Consider the following 17,500-nt stretch of genomic DNA (forward strand, 5'->3'; position numbering starts at 1 on the left):
CCCGCTCAGAAACTGCGCGTGTAGGTCAGTTGAAAGACATCCAGCCCGGGATTGGGCCGCTTAATGGCCGCGTTGGAGAAATGCGAGTACCTGAACCCGATGCGATCCGCTCGCGATACCTGATACCCCAGGCCGACATGGTCCCCAAACTGGAAGGCCGTACTGATCTGCTTGCCGGCGAAGCTCGCGCCGCTGAATGCCGTCAGGCCCACCCCTGCCTCCAGGTAGATCCGCTCGCTCACCCACCAGCGCAGCATCGGAATGGCGCTCGCTTGCCAGGCGCTGGCGGGCGTGCGGCCGCCGTTCGCCCACCAGTAGGACACGCCAAGTTCGCCGGTCAGGTCCAGGCGGCCCCAGCGCCCGCTGAACTGGTGGCTCCATAACGGCGAGCTTTCCCAATTCAGCGAGAGGCGCTTGTAGCCGTCGCCAAACCCCAGATGCATGCTGACCGCCCCCGGCAGGAACCGAGGCTGCGGATCCGCTGCATTTGCCAGTTCCGGTACACCGAGCATGGACAAAGCCACGCAGAGCGCGCCGCGCCATTTCATTCTTCCCCTGGTCCCACCTGCCCGGCCCGCCATCCGGATTTCGTACATCGCATTATTCATTGACATAGGCATTCATGATTCCCAATAAATGACCGGTCACGATACATAGAAATCCATAAATAATGATTAGAAAATCGTCCTGTTTTTGTGCATAAGTGTGCAGGCACTGGCCGCGCCTTCCCGCCCGTGCTGCCGGTCTTGCCAGGGGCAAAGACAAACAATCACGTCCTGGCACACTTTCATACAGTTAAGAATGGAATTCCCACAGACATGGCCGCGTCTGGCATCGAGAATGCGAGCCTGCCATTTCATCACGCACTCCAACCAGATGTCTAAAGAACCAGGACGTCTCCGGCGCCCCGTCATCGCCGCGCTGACCGCACTATCCGCCTTGGCCGCGCTGGCCTTCTGGCACCTGACGCCGGCCACGCAGCCCGAGTACATCACGGCGCTCGTGACCCGCGGCGACCTGGAGGTCTCCGTGCTGGCCAATGGCGTGCTGCAACCTGTGCGCCAGGTCGAGGTCGGCGCACAGGTCAACGGCCAGCTGAAATCGCTGAAGGTCAAGCTGGGGGACAAGGTCACGCGCGGCCAGCTCCTGGCGCAGATCGATCCCGTGCTGCTGGAGAACGCCCAGCGCCAGGCCGTCGCGGCACTGGCCAGCGGCAAGGCGCGGCGGGAGGCCAAGCTGTCGCGCTTGCGGCAAGCCCGCCTGCACTGGCAACGCCAGCGCGGCCTGCAGGCGCAGGAGGCGGCATCGCACCAGGAGCTTGAGATCGCCGAAGCCGACCTGCGCGCGCTGCAGGCCGAGCTGACCGCGCTGGATGCCGACATCGCCCAGCTGGACATCAAGGCCGAGTCGGCGCGGATCGATCTTGGCTATACCCGCATCGTCGCGCCGATGGATGGCGAGGTGGTGGCGCTCAATACGCTGGAGGGCCAGACCGTGGTGGCGTCCTACCAGGTGCCGACCATCCTCAAACTGGCGGACCTGGGCGCCATGACCGTCAAGGCGCAGGTGTCCGAAGCCGACGTGATCCGCATCGGCGACCGGCAGGCGGTCTACTTCACCATCCTGGGCGAGCCGGACCGGCGCTATCATGCGCGGCTGCAGGCCATCCAGCCCTCGCCGGAGAAGATCAATAACGCCGTGTTCTTCAACGCGCTGTTCGACGTGCCGAACCCCGAGCACAAGCTGCGCATCGACATGACGGCCCAGGTCGCGATCATGCTGGGCGAGGCCAGGAACACCCTGCTGGTCCCGCTGGCGGCGCTGGGCACGCGCGACAAGGATGGCACGGCTGCGGTACGGGTGCTGCGCGCAGGCCAGCACGTGGAGAGCGTGCAAGTGCGCACCGGCCTCGCCAACAACGTGCACGCCCAGGTGCTCTCCGGCCTGGTGGAAGGCGATCGCGTCATCACGGGCGATGCCAGCGCCATGGCCGGCAAGGGGGAGTCATGACACAGGCGCCCCTCCTGCTGCTGCAACACGTGGAGCGTACCTACCGCGCCGGCGACCAGGACATCCCGGTCCTGCGCGAGATCAGCCTGGCCATCTGCGCGGGCGAGATGGTGGCCATCGTCGGCGCTTCCGGCTCGGGCAAGTCCACGCTGATGCATATCCTGGGCTGCCTGGACCAGGCCAGCGCCGGCCGCTACCTGGTAGCCGGGCAGGATGTCGCCGTGCTGGACGACGATGCGCTGGCGCGCCTGCGCCGGGAGCGCTTCGGCTTCATCTTCCAGCGCTACCACCTGCTGGCCCGGCTATCCGCGGCGGAGAACGTGGAAGTGCCTGCCATCTACGCCGCCACCGACCGCGCCGCCCGCCGTGCCCGCGCGCTCCGGCTGCTGGCCCGGCTCGGCCTCGGCGACCGCGCCGGCCATCGCCCCGCCCAGCTCTCCGGCGGACAGCAGCAGCGCGCGAGCATCGCCCGCGCGCTGATGAACGGCGGCCAGGTCATCCTGGCGGATGAGCCCACCGGCGCGCTGGACAGCCACAGCGGGCAGGAAGTCCTGGCGATCCTGCGTGAGCTGCATGCGCTCGGCCACACGGTCATCATCGTGACGCACGACATGGGGCTCGCGCGCAACGCCGGGCGCATCATCGAGATTGCCGACGGCCGTATCGTGGCCGACCGCGCCAACCGGCCGGCACCCTTCCCTGCCACCGGACAGGTGAACGCCCCCCGGCCGCCGGCCGCGGAGCCGGTGGCCAATGGCAGCGAAGGCGATGCTCCACCGTGGCGCACACGCGCGTGGCATGGATTCACCGAGGCGTTCGCCATGGCCTGGGGCGCGCTGCTCGCGCATCGCATGCGTACTGCGCTGACCATGCTGGGCATCATCATCGGCATCGCATCCGTGGTGTCCATCGTGGCGATCGGCGAAGGCGCCAAGCGCTATGTGATGAACGATATCCGCGCCATCGGCGCCAATACGCTGGAGATCTTCCCGGGCGCCGACTTTGGCGACGACCGCGCCGCCGGCATCCGCACCCTGGTGGAAAGCGACATCGACGCCTTGCACGCGCTGCCTTACGTGGACAGCGCCACGCCAGTCACCAGCAAGGTACAGCGGCTCAGGCACCGCAACGCCGACGTCAATGCCTCCGTGCACGGCGTGGGCGCGAGCTTCTTCCGCGTACGCGGCCTTGGCATGACGCAGGGCGCGCCCTTCCGGCCAGACGAGGTGCGGCAGCATGCGCAAGTGGTGGTGATCGACGAAAAGACGCGCCGCAAGCTATTCGGCAACGTGACGCAGGTGCTGGGCAAGATCGTGCTGGTGGGCAGCCTGCCCTGCGTGGTCATTGGCGTCGCGCGCGAGAAGAAAAGCATGTTCGACGACAACGGCAGCAGCCTCAACATCTGGCTGCCCTACACCACGGCTGGCAGCCGCTTGTTTGGCCGGGCGCATTTCGACGAAGTCTCCGTGCGCATCCGCGACGGCCAGCCCAGCGCGGCGGCGCAGCACGGCATCGAGCGCGTGCTGACGCAGCGCCACGGCAAGAAGGATTTCTTTACCTACAACATGGACAGCATCGTCAAGACCGTGGAACGTACCGGCCAGGCGCTCACCCTGTTCCTGTCGGCGGTGGCGGTGATCTCGCTGCTGGTTGGCGGCATCGGCGTCATGAACATCATGCTGGTCTCCGTGACAGAGCGCACCAGGGAGATCGGCATCCGCATGGCCGTCGGCGCACGCCAGCGCGACGTGCTGCTTCAGTTCCTGACCGAAGCCGTGCTGGTCTGCATGCTGGGCGGTGCGATCGGTACCTTGCTGGCCTATCTGATCGGGCTGGTGCTGGCGCTGCTGATGCCGCAGTGGCGGATGGTGTTCTCCGCAAGCGCGGTGGCTGGCGCTTTCGTGTGCTCGTCGCTGATCGGCGTGGTCTTCGGCTATATGCCGGCGCGCAATGCCGCGCGCCTGCAGCCGATCGAGGCGCTTGGCCATGAATAGCCGCCCGCGCAAGCTGCCGGCGAGGCGTCCTTTCTCGCTGTCGATGCTGCTGTCGATCATCGCGCTTGCCCTCGGTGGGTGCGCCGAGTTGCGCACGCCTGTTGAAAACCCCGCGCTGGAAGTACCCTGGCAGTGGCAGCATGCGCCACGGCATTTGCTTGCCGCGCCTGCCGCCGGTGCCCTGGGGCCGGACGCGTGGTGGCAGTCCTTCGGCGACCCGCAGCTCAACGCGCTGGTGGCGTCGGCACTGGAAACCAACAACGATCTCGCCATTGCCGCGCTGCGGCTAGAGCGGGCCCGCTTGCTCGCGGGACTCGCCGGCACCAGCCGCCTGCCCGAGGTTGCGGCGGAGGGCCGGGCTACGCGCCAATGGGGGCTGGACGGCGGCGGGCGGCGCGACCAGTCGGCCATCAATGCCACCGTCAGTTACGAAATCGACCTGTGGGGGCGGCTGGCCAGCCTGCGCGGCGCCGCGGACTGGGAGGCTCGGGCCAGCGCAGCCGAACTCGAAGCCGCGTCGATCACTCTGGCCGCCACCACGGCCACGCTGTACTGGCGTGCGGGGCTGCTGAACCAGTTGATCGATATCTCGGACCAGAGCCTCGCGGACGCGCGGCGCACGCTGGAACTCATCGAGGCGCGCTACCGTGCCGGCGCGGTCTCCGGGCTCGACCTGGCGCAGGCCGAGCAGCAACTGGCCGCGCTGCTCGCCGAACGCACCGAACTGGACCAGGAGCGCAGCGAGAACCGCCAGGCCCTGGCCATCGTGTTCAACCGTCCACCGGAGCACGGCACGGCCGAGCCGCCGGGCCTGCCCACCAATGCGCTGCCGCGCATCGCGCCCGGCATCCCGGCGGCAGTGATCGGCAGGCGCCCCGACGTGCGGCAAGCGGAATGGCGCCTGCGCGCCGCTCTTGCGGACTCTGACGCTACGCGCGCCGGCTTTTATCCCAAATTGACGCTGACCGGTCTCGTCGGCACCAGCAGCGCGGCGCTAGCCTCGTTGCTGCGAGATCCCACCGCCCTGCTCGGCGCGGGCCTGAGCCTGCCCTTCCTGCAATGGGAGAAAGCAAGGCTGACGATACAGGTCTCGCAAAACGAATACCGGGAAAAGGTGGTGCGCTATCGCCAGTCGCTGTACACGGCGTTCGCCGAAGTGGAGAACGCGCTGTCCGGCCATGCCAGCCTGGCACTACGGGATCAGCGCCTGGCTGAATCCCTGCAGGCGGCGAGCCGGGCCGAACGGCTCGCCGCGGTCCGCTACCGGGCCGGCGCCACCGCGCTCCAGCCGTGGCTCGACGCCAAGGAAACGCGGCGCACGGCCGCGATGGCGGCGGCGCGGAATCGCTTCGACAGGCTCGTCAATGTCGCCACCCTGTACAAGGCGCTGGGGGGCCCGCCGGTGGAGGGAGATGGGTGAGGCTTGCTGGGTGTGGGCCGGTGCCAGGATCATGAAGATGTCACGGACCATCTCCCTGGTGAACATCCCCAAAGCGCAGCATCTTCCCGAGTTGCTGCTCCCTGTCGTCGTCGAAGCCACAGGTCCCGTCCCACGAGCGCGGGTTCTCGTACGTACCGAAAAGCATGTCCCACCATGTGATGTCGCCATAGTTGTTCTTGTGGCGCCCGGATTCGTGGTGGATGCGGTGCATTTCGGGACGCTGGAAGATGAGCCCGACCCACTGGGGCGTCCTGCAGTTCGTGTGATAGAAGAACTCGCCCGCAGCCGTGCACAGCGTATAAACGGCACCGGCTTCGGGTGACAATCCCAGTAACGAATACACGAGCAGACTGCCGATCATTGAGTTGACGACCATTTCTCCCGGGTGCTTGTAAAAGGAAGTGATCACCTCAAGTCGTTGCGGGCTGTGATGAATCTGGTGAAAGCCGCGCCAGAGCAGATCGTGCTCGTGCCGCCAGCGGTGCCACCAGTAAAACACGAAGGTCGCGATGAAATAAGCCACCAGGCCGCCGGCCACCGGCGACATATGCTTCGATAGATGAAAGACAGCCCGCGATGAAAGCCACTTCTCCCATGTCAAGCCCGCCGCGATCACAACGCACAGTTGGACGCCGTTGAGCGCTAGCACGCGAACGGGCCATGTCCGCACGCGTGGCAGTGTCCAGCCGATATGCAAGCGCTCCAGCACGAAACAAAAGGCAAACAACGAAAATACAATGATCAGCATGACGGTGTCCCCCGCTTTGCCGCCGGCTGCCGTGTTCTTGCGGCATCCCTCTGCGTATCGAAGACAATGTGCATGAGCGGGCTTCGAAGCAAGCTCGCCGGCGTGACGGTGCACCGTTGCCACGGGATACGGCCGAGGTACCAGAGACGCCAGAATGCGAGCCTCGGATGCGAATTGTGACGCAGTAGCATTGCGAACGTCTCTACCTCGCCAATCTCAATATCCGTCGCTTCCCGGATGACTTCACGAACAAAGCGAGAACAAAACTGGCGGCGCGAATTCACGTTGAATCCGGTGTCGTAGAGGGTGCCCATCCTGCTAACAGCTGCCGCGATCAGCATGCTGCGATGCGCATCGCTGAGCGGTGTTGTGAGTCTTGCGACCGCACATCTTCCATGTTCGGAACGCTTCAGGAAAGACGTCATCGGCGTTGTCCGCGCAAGAGGAAACGTGCTCTCCGCAATTAATGGATCATCGCAGCGGTTGTCAACAATGATCCCAACGTGATTCGTCCATGAGTTCGTCGCGCTCGCCACTTCCAGGAAAGGTCGTGCAGTCACACGGATGAAAATCAGGTCTCCAATCTGAAGAGCGCCCGCCGGAGGTCCACCCGGCAGTTCAGACGTGCACGGCGTGGGGGGCGAACCCGCGCGCATGCCAACCATACGGATAGTCCTGATCATCCTGGCGCCTATGGTCATACTGGCCTCCTTGCTTTTCCAATGGCGCGCAGTATGCGAGGAGGTCGCGAATTTCGCACCTTCTTTTCCAGAAAGTGCTTACAATTATACTTTTGGTATCGTATATCAATACTTTCATGACCGAGGTTACTCAGCTCATTGCGACCATCAAGCAGCGCCTCAAAGCTGCGGGAATGACTTATCGCGACGTTGCGCAAGCGCTTGGCCTATCGGAACCTAGCGTGAAGCGCCTGCTGGCTGGCGGACGCCTGACGGTCGAGCGACTCGCCCAGTTCTGCGATCTGCTCGGTCTAACGATGGCGGAATTGCTGCAAGAAGCAGAGTTGTCACTGCCGCGCCTGCATCAGCTTACGCGTGAACAGGAAGCGCAACTCGTATCGGATGAGAAGTTGTTGCTGGTGGCCGTGTGTGCGCTGAATCACTGGTCGCTGGAAGACATGATGTCGGCCTATCGCCTGTCGATAACCGAGTGCATCAAGAACCTGCTCGTGCTGGACCGGATGGGCCTGGCGCATCTGAAACCGGGAAACCGGATACGTCTGCTCGTCGCGCGGGACTTCGATTGGTTGCCGGACGGCCCTATCCGGCAATTCTTTTTGCAGCAGGGCTTACCCGATTTCATGGATAGCGGATTCGACGGGCCTGACGAGACCATGAACTTCGCTCACGGCATGTTGACGAAGTCCGCATACTCCCATTTGCGGGTCGAACTGGACAGGATGCGCAGCAAGCTGGCAGCGCTGCACAACGAATCCGCGGCCGCCCCTCTGACTGAGAAACGCGGAACTGCGCTGCTGCTAGCGATGCGTGTATGGGAACCGGATGCGTTCAGAGCGCTTAAGCGGATTCCTGAAGCGGGGGGGTAGCCGATAGGCGGAAATAACGCCGGGCGGTCCACAAACCCTGAAATCGCAGCACGGACGGGACGTCCGTTTGTCGAACTCGGCCGCCGGACCATCCCCGGAACTCACACCCTCATCCTGCCCACCGCCACCCGGTCCGCCTCGGCACTCTCACCCGGGAATTCGGCGAAGAACCAAAGCTATCCACCACCCTGCCGGCCATATTCGTCGTGGACACATTCACCATCGCCACGGCGCAGTCCACTTCGGGGAGATTGTTGCCCCTTGCAGTTCATTTGATTGAACAAGTGGCCCAAGTAAGCGCCAAGACAATCGCGGAGACCATCGCGAGTACGCCCACGCTGGCCCGGCGTCGCCAGACCGGTGTTCGATTCGGCCTCATTGCCAACCCTACGGCGAGCGCACCCACAGCGGGCATAAGGACGGCTGTCCCGATCATGCCAAGCGCGATCCAGGTCGGACAGAGTTCGTTGCAGCGTGGAGTCCAGAAGCGCCACAACGCCATGCCGATCGCCACGCCAATGAAGGCTGATGCCGTCACCACGAATAGCCTTGCCCTCACTTCACCTCCCAAAACAGTATCTCTGTTGCCTTGCCAAGATCAGAGTAACCAGGTCCGCTTTCCCATCCTAGGTTAAAGCGGAAGAAGTTGGTCGCCGCTCCCCTGATACTCCCTGACGTCATCCGGGATCCGTTCCACAGGTCGATATGACCACCGCTCTGGCCCGACTCGCCGTCCCGCGTCCAGTAGTTCTTGAACGCAACTATGCCAGTGCGCCCGTTGATTTTCTTCTGCCAGTCAGCTCCGGTGATGTTCTCCGGTGCGCCGATGCCAGCCAGGGGCTTCAGCCGCAACCATTCCGCCATCTCTGAAGCCAGAACAGCCGTGCGCTTGCCGTCCAGGCGAATCTGGCCCTTGCCACGGAATGACTTCATTTCTATCCCTACCCTATGCAGGGTCACGCTCATCCGAATCGCGCACTGATTCTTAAAGGCGGGCGGCGCGTCTCCTGTCTTGGGATCGACGTATGGCGTTCCTCCCGGATAGGCCGCCCACAATTCGGCAAATGAGACAGTCCTGAGCTGCACCTCCGCTTTGGAGTCCACTTTTGTATTGGTCGGCACCTGCTTTTTTTTGTTAGGCATCTTCGTCTCCAAGATGCTTTTCCAACGCTTCATCCCCCCAATAGACCGTCAGCGAGCCGGTGGCCATCGTAGCAATGCGAGGCAGCCGTCCCTGCTCGTCCGTGTGGCCGAACAATCCGCGGCCATCTGACGTTTCCACAAAATACGGATAATCGGCAATTGGTCCGCTCGGACTCACCGCTATCACCAACTCGTCGAAATTCTCCGGAACCTGCGCTCCCGTAGCTGCGACTCCCGCAATACCTGAGCCACGCATCTCGGATGCACCATCGCGCGCGCCCATATCCTCGAACCACTTCTCGCCGGCAAGCTCTGCAACGATGCGCTGTGGGCGTGGGCACTTGCACATCACCACATCGCCGTCCAGGGCAATCTCGCCCATGAACTGCATCCGACGCGGCCCGCCCGCCTTGGCAATTGTGCCGGTGCTCTTGCAGGCTTCGCAGTAAGCCAGGCCTCCGATCAGTGCGGCCTGGTGGCCGGCATCACCAAAACTGCAGCGTAGGCTTGCATATGGCAGGATCGTCCCGCCGCGCTCCAGTGCGTCGCCAACGCAGGCAATTCTTCGCATCATGGCTGGGCCTCCCAAATGCCGGCGGTCCGCTTGTCTTTCTGCATATGCTCTCCCTCTGGGTTGTTCACGGCGGGCAGGTGCCTGCAAACATTTACGCCCAATGCACCACCGAAATCAATCAGACGAATCCGAATCTGCAATGACAATTTTCGTTATGCATGTCTTGCATGCGAATCCTAAAAAAACGCCCATGCTGCTTCTGCGTGCGGCAATGCACTTAATGAGATCGACGACATTGGCGACTGTGCTCATGAGAAATGCTTAGTTCATTGGATCGCGGTTCGGGAATATAGTCCGTGGACCCTGGCGCCATGGCAGGGCATCTCCTTTCCGCCACTGGCGCCTCAGCAAACCGCCGAGAATGCACTCACCGATGAACGCACTGCCAGACCCTGCACATCAAGCCGATTATCAAACCCGGCAGAAATCCACCGGGATGTCCGGCAAGACCGCAGTCATCATCGGCGGCACCTCCGGCATCGGCCGCGCCGTGGCGAACCGCGTTATCGCGGCCGGCGGCGCGGTAATCCTCGGCGGCCGCTCGCGAGAGACGCTCGACGCGGAGCTGGCCCGCATCGCCGCGGCCGGCGGCGCCGCCTCCGGCCATGTGGTCGACATGGCCGCGCGGGAATCGGTAGCCGCGTTCTTCGCCAGGATTCCCCGCCTCGACTACCTGTTCGCGCCCGGCGCGGCCTACCAGGTTGCCTCCATCCACAGCGATGACCACGACGCGGTGGAAAGCCCCTTTCGCAGCAAGTTCTGGGGCCAGTACCACGCCGTGCACGAAGCCGTGCCCAAGATCTCGCCGGACGGCGCCATCGTACTGATGTCCGGCGCCGCGGGCGCGCGACCTATCAAGGGTGCCTCGGCGTACGCGGCTTGCAATGCCGCCATCGAAGGCCTCGGGCGGGCCCTTGCGCTGGATCTGGCGCCGGTGCGGGTCAATACCGTTTCGCCGGGGACCATCGACAGCGACCTGTGGCAGCGCCGCCCTGCCGAGTTGCGCGCGCACGCCTTCGACAGCTACAGCCGCAGCACCGCGCTTGGCCGGGTCGGCGGCGTGGACGAAGTGGCCGACGCAGTGCTGTTCCTGTTCGGCAATGGCTATACGACGGGAACGACCCTGTTCGTCGACGGCGGCTACGTGTTGCCCTGACCGCTGCCGCGCGTGGCGCCGTCGTCCTCGCCGGAATTCGCATACCATGCCGGAGTGCGCCGAAGGCCCGATGCCGGCGGCCGGTATCAATGACATCGGAGGAGAGACGAGATGGACTATGTGAGCTTTGGCTCGACGGGACTGAAGGTATCGCGGCTGTGCCTGGGTTGCATGACCTATGGCGTGCCGGAGCGCGGCAACCACCCCTGGACGCTTGGCGAGGAAGCCAGCCGCCCGTTGATCCGGCAGGCGCTGGAAGCCGGCATCAATTTCTTCGATACGGCCAACGTGTATTCCGACGGCACCTCGGAGGAAATCGTCGGCCGTGCGCTGAAGGATTTCTCCAGCCGCGACGACGTGGTGATCGCCACCAAGGTGCATGGCCGCATGCGTCCCGGCCCGAACGGGGCGGGCCTGTCGCGCCGCGCCATCCTGGCCGAGATCGATAACAGCCTGCGCCGGCTGGGTACCGACTATGTCGACCTGTACCAGATCCACCGCTGGGACCCGCATACGCCCATCGAGGAAACCCTCGAAGCGCTGCATGACGTGGTCAAGGCGGGCAAGGCGCGATATATCGGCGCTTCGTCTATGTATGCCTGGCAGTTCTCCAAGGCGATCTACACCTCGCGCCTGCATGGCTGGACGCAGTTCGTCAGCATGCAGGACCATGTCAACCTGCTGAACCGGGAGGAAGAGCGCGAAATGCTGCCGCTGTGCGCCGCCGAGGGCATCGCGGTGATGCCGTGGAGCCCGCTGGCGCGCGGCCGCCTGACACGGCCGTGGCAGGCCGGCAGCGCCCGCGAGGAAAGCGACGCGTTCGGCAGGTCGCTCTATCGCCATACCGAGGAGGCGGACCGCAAGGTAGTGGAGCAGGTGCACGCCATTGCGCAGGCGCGCGGCGTGCCGCCGGCGCAGGTCGCGATGGCATGGCTGGCGCAGAAGCCGGGGATCACGTCGCCGATCCTTGGCGCGTCGAAGCCGAACCATATCGAGGATGCCGTGGCGGCGCTGTCGCTCGGGCTGACCGGCGCCGAGATCGCCGCGCTGGAAGCCCCCTATGTGCCCCACGCGCCGGTGGGCTTCTGAGCCGGCCGTCATCGTGGCCGCCCCCGGTGGCTACCGGTGGCCGGTCACTCTCCGGACGGCTGCATGGCAGCCGCGCCGGTATCGCGCGTGATCAGCCGCAAACCGCTGGCAATGCTGGCCACGCCGGCGAAGCCAGCGCCAATCCCGAGCGCCAGCGTGGGCCCGTGGCGGCCCGCGATGCCGAAGCTCAGCGCTACCAGCGCCGCGCCGGTGGCCTGGCCAAGCAGGCGCGCGGTCGCGATCACGCCACTGGCGCCGCCGCTGCGCGAGCGCGGCGCGCTCGACATCAGCGCGTTGAGGTTAGGCGACTGGAAGAAGCCAAAGCCCGCGCCGCAGATGGCCATGCGGATGCCGATATCCAGCGCACTGGGATGCGCCGGCAGCAAGGCCAGCGACGCCATGCCCATGCACATGACCGCCAGCCCGACGCCGCCAAGCAAACCCGGCGGATAACGGTCCGACAGCCGGCCCGCCAGCGGCGCCATCAGCGCGACGACCGCTGACCACGGCGTCATCAGGAAGCCGGTCTCGATCGGGCTGCGCCCGAGCACGCTCTCGAAATAGAACGGCAGCGATACAAAGGCCAACCCCTGCGCCGCGAACGAGAAGATCGCGGTCATGGTCGACAGTGCAAACATGGGGCGCTTGAGCAGGTCGATCGGCAGCATTGGCGCGGGATGGCCGCGCTCGCGGCGCAGCAGCAGCACGAACGCCACGAGGAACAGGGCCACCGCCGCCAGCGACTGATGCAGTGGCGCGCGCTGCGCGCCCTCCCCCAGTGCAAAGATCAGCGAGGCGAACATGACCACGTTCAGCCCCGCCGCGACGCGGTCGAAACGATGCGCGCCGCGCACCGTCTGCGGCAGCGCGGGCCATGCGATATAGAGCGCCAGCAGGCCGATGGGCAGGTTCACGGCGAACAGCCAGGGCCAGGGTCCGAGCGAAAGGATGATCGACGCCACCGTCGGCCCGACCGCGAACGATACGCCAACCACCAGCGCATTCAGCCCGACCCCTCGCCCCAGCCGGTGTGGCGGAAAGATCGCGCTGATCAGCGCGGCGTTCACGCTCATGATGGCGCTCGCGCCGACGCCCTGCAGCAGCCGGGCGGCGGCCAGCGTCGGCAGCGACCAGGACAGCGCGCAGACCACCGAAGCGGCGATAAACAGGATCAGCCCGCCAAGGTACACACGCCGGTGCCCGACGATGCCACCGAGCGCGGCGAAGGGCAGCAGCGTGGCCACCATGGCAAGCTGGTAGGCATTGATGACCCACACGGATGCCGCGGGCGTCGCGTGCAGGTCGGCCGCGATGGCCGGAAGTGCTGTGTTGGCGATCGCCGTATCGAGCGTGGCGAGGGAGACTGCCACCAGGATGGCAGCCATGCCGCGGCGTTCGAGCGGCGTCATGGCCACATCCGCGGCACGGGCTGGGGGATTGGAATCCGCAATGTTCGACACTGTCTTCACCGGTTACCGCCGCGGCCGGACCGCGCCGATGCGCCACCGCCCTGCCGCTACAAGCTACTCGCTATTGTCTGATACATGGAGCATGGTTAATGCGCGCGAAATGGGGGAAAACGGCAAAAAACGGCGAAAACCATGGCAAGCCAACACAATACGGGAAAACGCGAACATCTGCTGGCGGCGCGCCCGCCGCCAGCTTTCAAGTGCCGGCCAAGCCTATGCCGCGGACCACACCGCCAGTTCGTAGCCGTCCGGGTCCCGGAAGTGGAAACGCCGGCCGCCCGGGAACGAGAACACCGGCCTGACCACGGTGGCGCCGGCAGCTTCCACGCGGCGCTGGGTCTCGGCCAGGTCGTCGGCATAGAGGATCACAAGCGGTCCGCCGGGGCGGACCTCTTCGCCGGTGGTGAAGCCGCCGGTCAGCCGGCCATCGCTGAATTCGCAATAGGTAGGGCCGTAGTCGGTGAAGGTCCAGCCAAAGACCCCGCCGTAGAACGCCTTGGAACGGGCGATGTCGCTGACGTTGAATTCGATATTGTCGATCTGACGGTCCTGGCCTCTGGTTCCCATGGCGACTCCTTGATGTCGGATGTTGGATTGATGGGCGCCATGATCGCCCAGGCACAGCCAAAAAGCTTGAATAAAACGGCCACTCAAACCCGCAGCTGGCGCAACAGGGCCGTCGCGGTCATGCCGCACAGCGACTGGATCTCCCGGCTCAGGTGCGCTTGATCGGCATAGCCCGCGTCCGCGGCCAATGCGGCCAGGCCGCCATCCGCCGATACTCGCGCCAGCGTCAGCGCGTGCTGGAACCGCAGGATCCGCTCAAGGGTCTTTGCGCCATAGCCGAAATGCTCGATGCTGCGGCGCCTGAGCGTGCGTTCGCTGAGGCCCAGCCGGCGCGACAGCTGGGGCATGGTCTCGCCCGCCGTGCCGGCATTGGCCTGCACCAGGGAAAAGATGGCTGCCGCCTCGCGGCTCGGGGTGGCGACACGCGGCGCCAGATTCGCCAGCTGGCTCTGGAATACCTCGGCACGTTGCGTGCCGGCCTCGGCCATCCGCCCGGCAAATTCAAGCGCGCGCCGGCCCCACAGGTCGGCAAGGTCGACCTCGCAACCGACAATGTCCGACAGGGCCAGGCCCAGCCAGTGCGGCGCGGCGCCAGGCTGGAAGCGCGCGCCCAGCACCGTCGCGCCCGGCGCCAGGTCTGGCCTGGCCGCCGTGATGTCCGGCCCGACGACAAGCAGCCGGCCGTCGCGCCAGAGCAGATCCACGCAGCCGTCCGGCACCACGGCGACCGCCCCGGCGTGACCGGCCGGCAAGGCGCTGGCCCATACGCACTGGAAATGCGCCTGCAGTTCCGGCCGGGGCGTGGCTTCGCAATACCGGCCAACGGTGCCGGCCAGCGCGGGCACCTCTCGCGAATCGCTTGCTTGCATTACTCTCTGTCCGGGAGAACTTACGGATTGCAGGCAATGCCCGCCAATAGTCGAATGCTGGAATAGTGGATTAGCGGCATTATCCCATTCTGCAAAGGAGAGACTTATGAAGATAGGATTGGTTTCGGACCTGCATCTTTCGGTTTATCCGATGGACTTTCCGAACCCCGATGTGGACGTGATGATACTGGCCGGCGATATCTGGCGGCCCAGGGAAGCCATGGCGTGGGCCGCCGCCGCGCGCCTGCCGACGCTGTATGTGGCGGGCAACCATGAGTTCTACGGCAGCGACCTGGCGACCACCATGGACGCCCTGCGCGCAGGCGCGGCCGGAACGAGCGTGCAGGTGCTGGAACGTACCGAATGGCACTACCGTGGCGTGCGCTTCCTGGGCTGTACGTTGTGGTCCGACTACCGCCTGTTCGCCTCGGCGCAGCAGCGCGAGGATGGCCTGCGCGACGCCCAGTCCCTGATGCGGGACTTCTCCCGAATCCGCGTGGCGCCGGATTTCGAGGAGCGCTTCACGCCCGCCACGTCGCAAGCCCTCTTCAGGGATTCGGTAGCCTGGCTGGACGAGCGGTTCCAGGCCGGCCACGACGGCAAAACGGTCGTCATCACCCACTTCGCGCCGTCGCCGCTGAGCATCAGCCCCAAGTTCGCCGGCTCGCACCTCAATGCCAGCTTCGTCTCCGACCTGAGCCGGGAGATCCAGGCCTGGCAGCCGGACCTCTGGGTGCACGGCCATACGCACGACAGCTTCGACTACAAGGTGGGCGCCACCCGCGTGGTGTGCAACCCCCGGGGCTATGCGCGCGAAGGCAAGCTCGAGAATCCGCGCTTCGATCCCAATCTTGTCATCGAACTGTGATAGGCCCAGGATCGGCCTGACATGGGCAACGCAGGCCGGATCGCCGCCGCGTTTGCGGCGCGGGCGCTGCGTCATCCCGCAGCCGGCAATCCACTTGGGACTTTCCCTTGGTTTGCGGCACAAAGCGCACTCTTTGACCTTCCTTCCGGAACGGGCATCTCGCGATCGGCGCCGTTGTTTGCTACTGTCTGGTCCGCAGGCAAGCAAGGCGGGCCTCGCCCGCCACATCCCTGTGCCGTCCGGGCCGGCCACGCACCGGCCCCTGGTCTGGCGGCAAGCTCGAAACAGGAGACAACATCAATGAGGCCCAGGGCTCTGGAACCGACCGAATCAGTACTTCTTGCCTTGATGGACAGCGTGCGCGAGTGGCAGCGCGTGCTGGACCAGACTCTCTCCGATGTAGGACTCGACTATTCCAAATGGATCTTGCTTCGCGCGATCCGTCAGGACGAGTTCGTTCGCCACGAGCCCCATCTTGGCCCGATGCTGATTTCCGCTCCACAGTCTGAAAACCTCCTGCACACATTGCACGCGGATCACTGGATCGAGTTCGATCCCGCCGGCCAGCCCTTTATCCCCGCGGGCGCCGTACCCAGGGTAGAGCGTGTGTGGAGCGGCATGAAAGCACTGCACTCGGTATCGGTAGCGCCGTTCAGCACCGAGGAACGCACCGCCCTCACCGCTTCCTTGAGGCGCATGAAAGCCACCTTGCACGATCACAGCCTGCGCCTTGGGCGGCAGGCGGAACAACGGGTGGAGCCGGCGCACTGATGCGTGCTTGCAGGGGCGGCAACGCCAGCCCCCGGCAAGCGGCATCGGGAGCGCTGCGACCAATGCCCCTACCTGCCGCCGTTGAATAACGGCGATGCTTCGATGCGTTCCAGCATGCCGCGCGCCGCGCTGGTCAGTGGCCGGTTGGCCCTGACGATCAGGCGCGATTGCGCGGCCTCGAAGATGGGATTGGTGGTACGCAACGCAACCAGTTCGCCTTTGGCGACTTCCTTCACCACCGAGTTCGCCGACGTGAAGGTCAGCCCGAGGCGGCACTCGACGTAACGCTTGAGCGTCAGGATCGAGTTGGCGACGAAACTCGGGGTCAGGACGATATTCTCGGAAAGCTCCGCCATCTCGATCAACTGGCGCAAACCGAAGCCCGGCGCCATCAGCGCGACCGGATAGCGCGCGACGTCCTTCAGCGCGGGCCGCTTGCGCTGGCGCGCCAGTGGGTGATCCGGCCAGGCGATGACGCACAGCGGATGCGTGCGCGAATTGACCACGCGAACGGCGGGATCCGCGGGCGGGCCGAAGACCACGCCGATATGCGCGTCGTCATGCGCCACGGCGCGCACCGCGTCGGAGGCGCCGGCCACGCGCAGTGAGACGCGGATGCCGGGATGCTGGCGGCAGAATTCGTCCACCACGCCGCTCATCAGGATATCGACGAAACCTTCGCTGGCGACAAGCTGGATGTCGCCGCGCTGCAGGCCGTTTACCTCATCCAGCCGGGTCATCAGCGCCTGCTCGCTGGCCTGGCGGTCGCGGCAATGGTCCATCACGATGGCGGCGATTTCGGTGGGGACGATGCCGCGGCCTTTGCGTTCCAGCAGGGCTACGCCGAGTTCTGTCTCCAGGAGCTGGATCTGGCGGCTGACGATGGAGGGTTCGACGCCGAGGCGTTCGGCGGCACCGCGGACGGAGCCGGTGGTGACGGCTTCGAAGAAGTATTGCAGGCGTCGGGGGCTTAGGCCGCCTTCCATTTTTTGGTTCCTTGGTTTTTGGGTGGTTGGTTTGTGGTGGATGGCTTCGAAGGCTTTGCTACAACTTCAACTTCCAAGGCTTAAAACCTTAAAGTCAAGGGCGGTTTCACCCCCCTGCGGGGGGCGACCTACTTTCTTGTCTTGCCAAGAAAGTAGGCAAAGAAGGCGCGCCGGATGGGGCGACACCCCCTCGGGATCCGGCGAAAAGAGCGGCCGGGACCCAAACTCGCATCGCCTTAAGGCGATAC

18 protein-coding genes are annotated in these 17,500 nt (G+C 64.9%); 9 read left to right on the forward strand and 9 right to left on the reverse strand.

All coding sequences use genetic code 11. The annotated features are described in order from the left end of the window. Positions 1-5 precede the first annotated feature (5 nt). Entirely contained in the window at positions 6-512 is a 507-nt protein-coding gene (locus AC1DS6_RS38245; RefSeq protein WP_477104465.1) for an acyloxyacyl hydrolase, read from the reverse strand. A gap of 364 nt (positions 513-876) precedes the next feature. Here AC1DS6_RS38245 and macA point away from each other — a divergent pair, with 364 nt between their 5' ends. Genes macA through AC1DS6_RS38260 form a run of 3 tightly spaced genes read left to right on the forward strand, consistent with a single transcriptional unit; the run spans position 877 to position 5,424 of the window. Next, a complete protein-coding gene (macA, locus tag AC1DS6_RS38250) occupies positions 877-2,010 on the forward strand; it encodes a macrolide transporter subunit MacA (protein ID WP_477104466.1) in 1,134 nt (377 codons plus the stop codon). After that, the gene (locus AC1DS6_RS38255) at positions 2,007-4,004 is read left to right on the forward strand and encodes a MacB family efflux pump subunit (RefSeq protein WP_477104467.1); all 1,998 of its coding nucleotides are present in this window, start codon (positions 2,007-2,009) and stop codon (positions 4,002-4,004) included. Before macA ends, AC1DS6_RS38255 begins: the two co-directional genes overlap by 4 nt. Beyond that, complete coding sequence (locus AC1DS6_RS38260; RefSeq protein ID WP_477104468.1) at positions 3,997-5,424, forward strand: efflux transporter outer membrane subunit; 1,428 nt, start codon at positions 3,997-3,999, stop codon at positions 5,422-5,424. The genes AC1DS6_RS38255 and AC1DS6_RS38260 overlap by 8 nt, the downstream gene beginning before the upstream one ends. Positions 5,425-5,464: 40 nt before the next feature. Here AC1DS6_RS38260 and AC1DS6_RS38265 read toward each other — a convergent pair whose 3' ends face one another. Together AC1DS6_RS38265 and AC1DS6_RS38270 are read right to left on the reverse strand one after the other, a co-directional pair. Continuing rightward, positions 5,465-6,193 carry a sterol desaturase family protein gene (locus tag AC1DS6_RS38265; RefSeq protein WP_477104469.1) on the reverse strand — a complete coding sequence of 243 codons (729 nt, stop codon included), beginning with the start codon at positions 6,191-6,193 and terminating at the stop codon, positions 5,465-5,467. Beyond that, a complete protein-coding gene (locus AC1DS6_RS38270; RefSeq protein WP_477104470.1) occupies positions 6,187-6,894 on the reverse strand; it encodes a YebB family permuted papain-like enzyme in 708 nt (235 codons plus the stop codon). Before AC1DS6_RS38270 ends, AC1DS6_RS38265 begins: the two co-directional genes overlap by 7 nt. A 116-nt stretch (positions 6,895-7,010) precedes the next feature. On the opposite strand from AC1DS6_RS38270, the gene AC1DS6_RS38275 reads away from it, so the two are divergent. Next, positions 7,011-7,760, forward strand: a complete 750-nt coding sequence (locus AC1DS6_RS38275; RefSeq protein ID WP_441636351.1) for a helix-turn-helix domain-containing protein — start codon at positions 7,011-7,013, stop codon at positions 7,758-7,760. 555 nt (positions 7,761-8,315) lie between these two features. Here the strand turns inward: AC1DS6_RS38275 and AC1DS6_RS38280 are convergent. Next, entirely contained in the window at positions 8,316-8,903 is a 588-nt protein-coding gene (locus tag AC1DS6_RS38280) for a type VI secretion system amidase effector protein Tae4 (protein ID WP_477104471.1), read from the reverse strand. Continuing rightward, positions 8,896-9,477, reverse strand: a complete 582-nt coding sequence (locus AC1DS6_RS38285) for a PAAR domain-containing protein (protein ID WP_477104472.1) — start codon at positions 9,475-9,477, stop codon at positions 8,896-8,898. The genes AC1DS6_RS38280 and AC1DS6_RS38285 overlap by 8 nt, the downstream gene beginning before the upstream one ends. A gap of 436 nt (positions 9,478-9,913) precedes the next feature. Here AC1DS6_RS38285 and AC1DS6_RS38290 point away from each other — a divergent pair, with 436 nt between their 5' ends. Both AC1DS6_RS38290 and AC1DS6_RS38295 read left to right on the forward strand, forming a co-directional pair. Continuing rightward, positions 9,914-10,633: an SDR family oxidoreductase gene (locus AC1DS6_RS38290; RefSeq protein ID WP_477104473.1), complete on the forward strand. Its 720-nt coding sequence runs from the start codon at positions 9,914-9,916 to the stop codon at positions 10,631-10,633. A gap of 111 nt (positions 10,634-10,744) precedes the next feature. Continuing rightward, positions 10,745-11,722, forward strand: coding sequence for an aldo/keto reductase (locus tag AC1DS6_RS38295; RefSeq protein WP_441636343.1), 978 nt, complete (start codon positions 10,745-10,747; stop codon positions 11,720-11,722). A 44-nt stretch (positions 11,723-11,766) separates the two neighbouring features. Here AC1DS6_RS38295 and AC1DS6_RS38300 read toward each other — a convergent pair whose 3' ends face one another. Continuing rightward, a complete protein-coding gene (locus tag AC1DS6_RS38300; protein ID WP_441636341.1) occupies positions 11,767-13,131 on the reverse strand; it encodes an MFS transporter in 1,365 nt (454 codons plus the stop codon). Positions 13,132-13,171: 40 nt separating this feature from the next. Here AC1DS6_RS38300 and AC1DS6_RS38305 point away from each other — a divergent pair, with 40 nt between their 5' ends. Then, positions 13,172-13,435 (forward strand): hypothetical protein, encoded by a 264-nt coding sequence (locus tag AC1DS6_RS38305; protein WP_441636339.1) that lies wholly within the window; start codon positions 13,172-13,174, stop codon positions 13,433-13,435. On the opposite strand, the gene AC1DS6_RS38310 is transcribed toward AC1DS6_RS38305, so the two are convergent. Continuing rightward, entirely contained in the window at positions 13,405-13,758 is a 354-nt protein-coding gene (locus tag AC1DS6_RS38310) for a VOC family protein (protein WP_035859727.1), read from the reverse strand. The genes AC1DS6_RS38305 and AC1DS6_RS38310 overlap by 31 nt on opposite strands. An 83-nt stretch (positions 13,759-13,841) precedes the next feature. Continuing rightward, entirely contained in the window at positions 13,842-14,627 is a 786-nt protein-coding gene (locus AC1DS6_RS38315) for a helix-turn-helix domain-containing protein (RefSeq protein ID WP_441636337.1), read from the reverse strand. A 106-nt stretch (positions 14,628-14,733) separates the two neighbouring features. Here AC1DS6_RS38315 and AC1DS6_RS38320 point away from each other — a divergent pair, with 106 nt between their 5' ends. Further along, positions 14,734-15,495: a metallophosphoesterase gene (locus AC1DS6_RS38320; protein WP_441636335.1), complete on the forward strand. Its 762-nt coding sequence runs from the start codon at positions 14,734-14,736 to the stop codon at positions 15,493-15,495. Positions 15,496-15,795: 300 nt separating this feature from the next. Beyond that, entirely contained in the window at positions 15,796-16,266 is a 471-nt protein-coding gene (locus tag AC1DS6_RS38325) for a MarR family transcriptional regulator (RefSeq protein WP_441636333.1), read from the forward strand. A 68-nt stretch (positions 16,267-16,334) separates the two neighbouring features. Here the strand turns inward: AC1DS6_RS38325 and AC1DS6_RS38330 are convergent, their stop codons facing one another. Beyond that, complete coding sequence (locus tag AC1DS6_RS38330) at positions 16,335-17,252, reverse strand: LysR family transcriptional regulator (RefSeq protein ID WP_441636331.1); 918 nt, start codon at positions 17,250-17,252, stop codon at positions 16,335-16,337. Positions 17,253-17,500: the final 248 nt, after the last annotated feature.

Source organism: Cupriavidus sp. 05L310 (assembly GCF_056398185.1).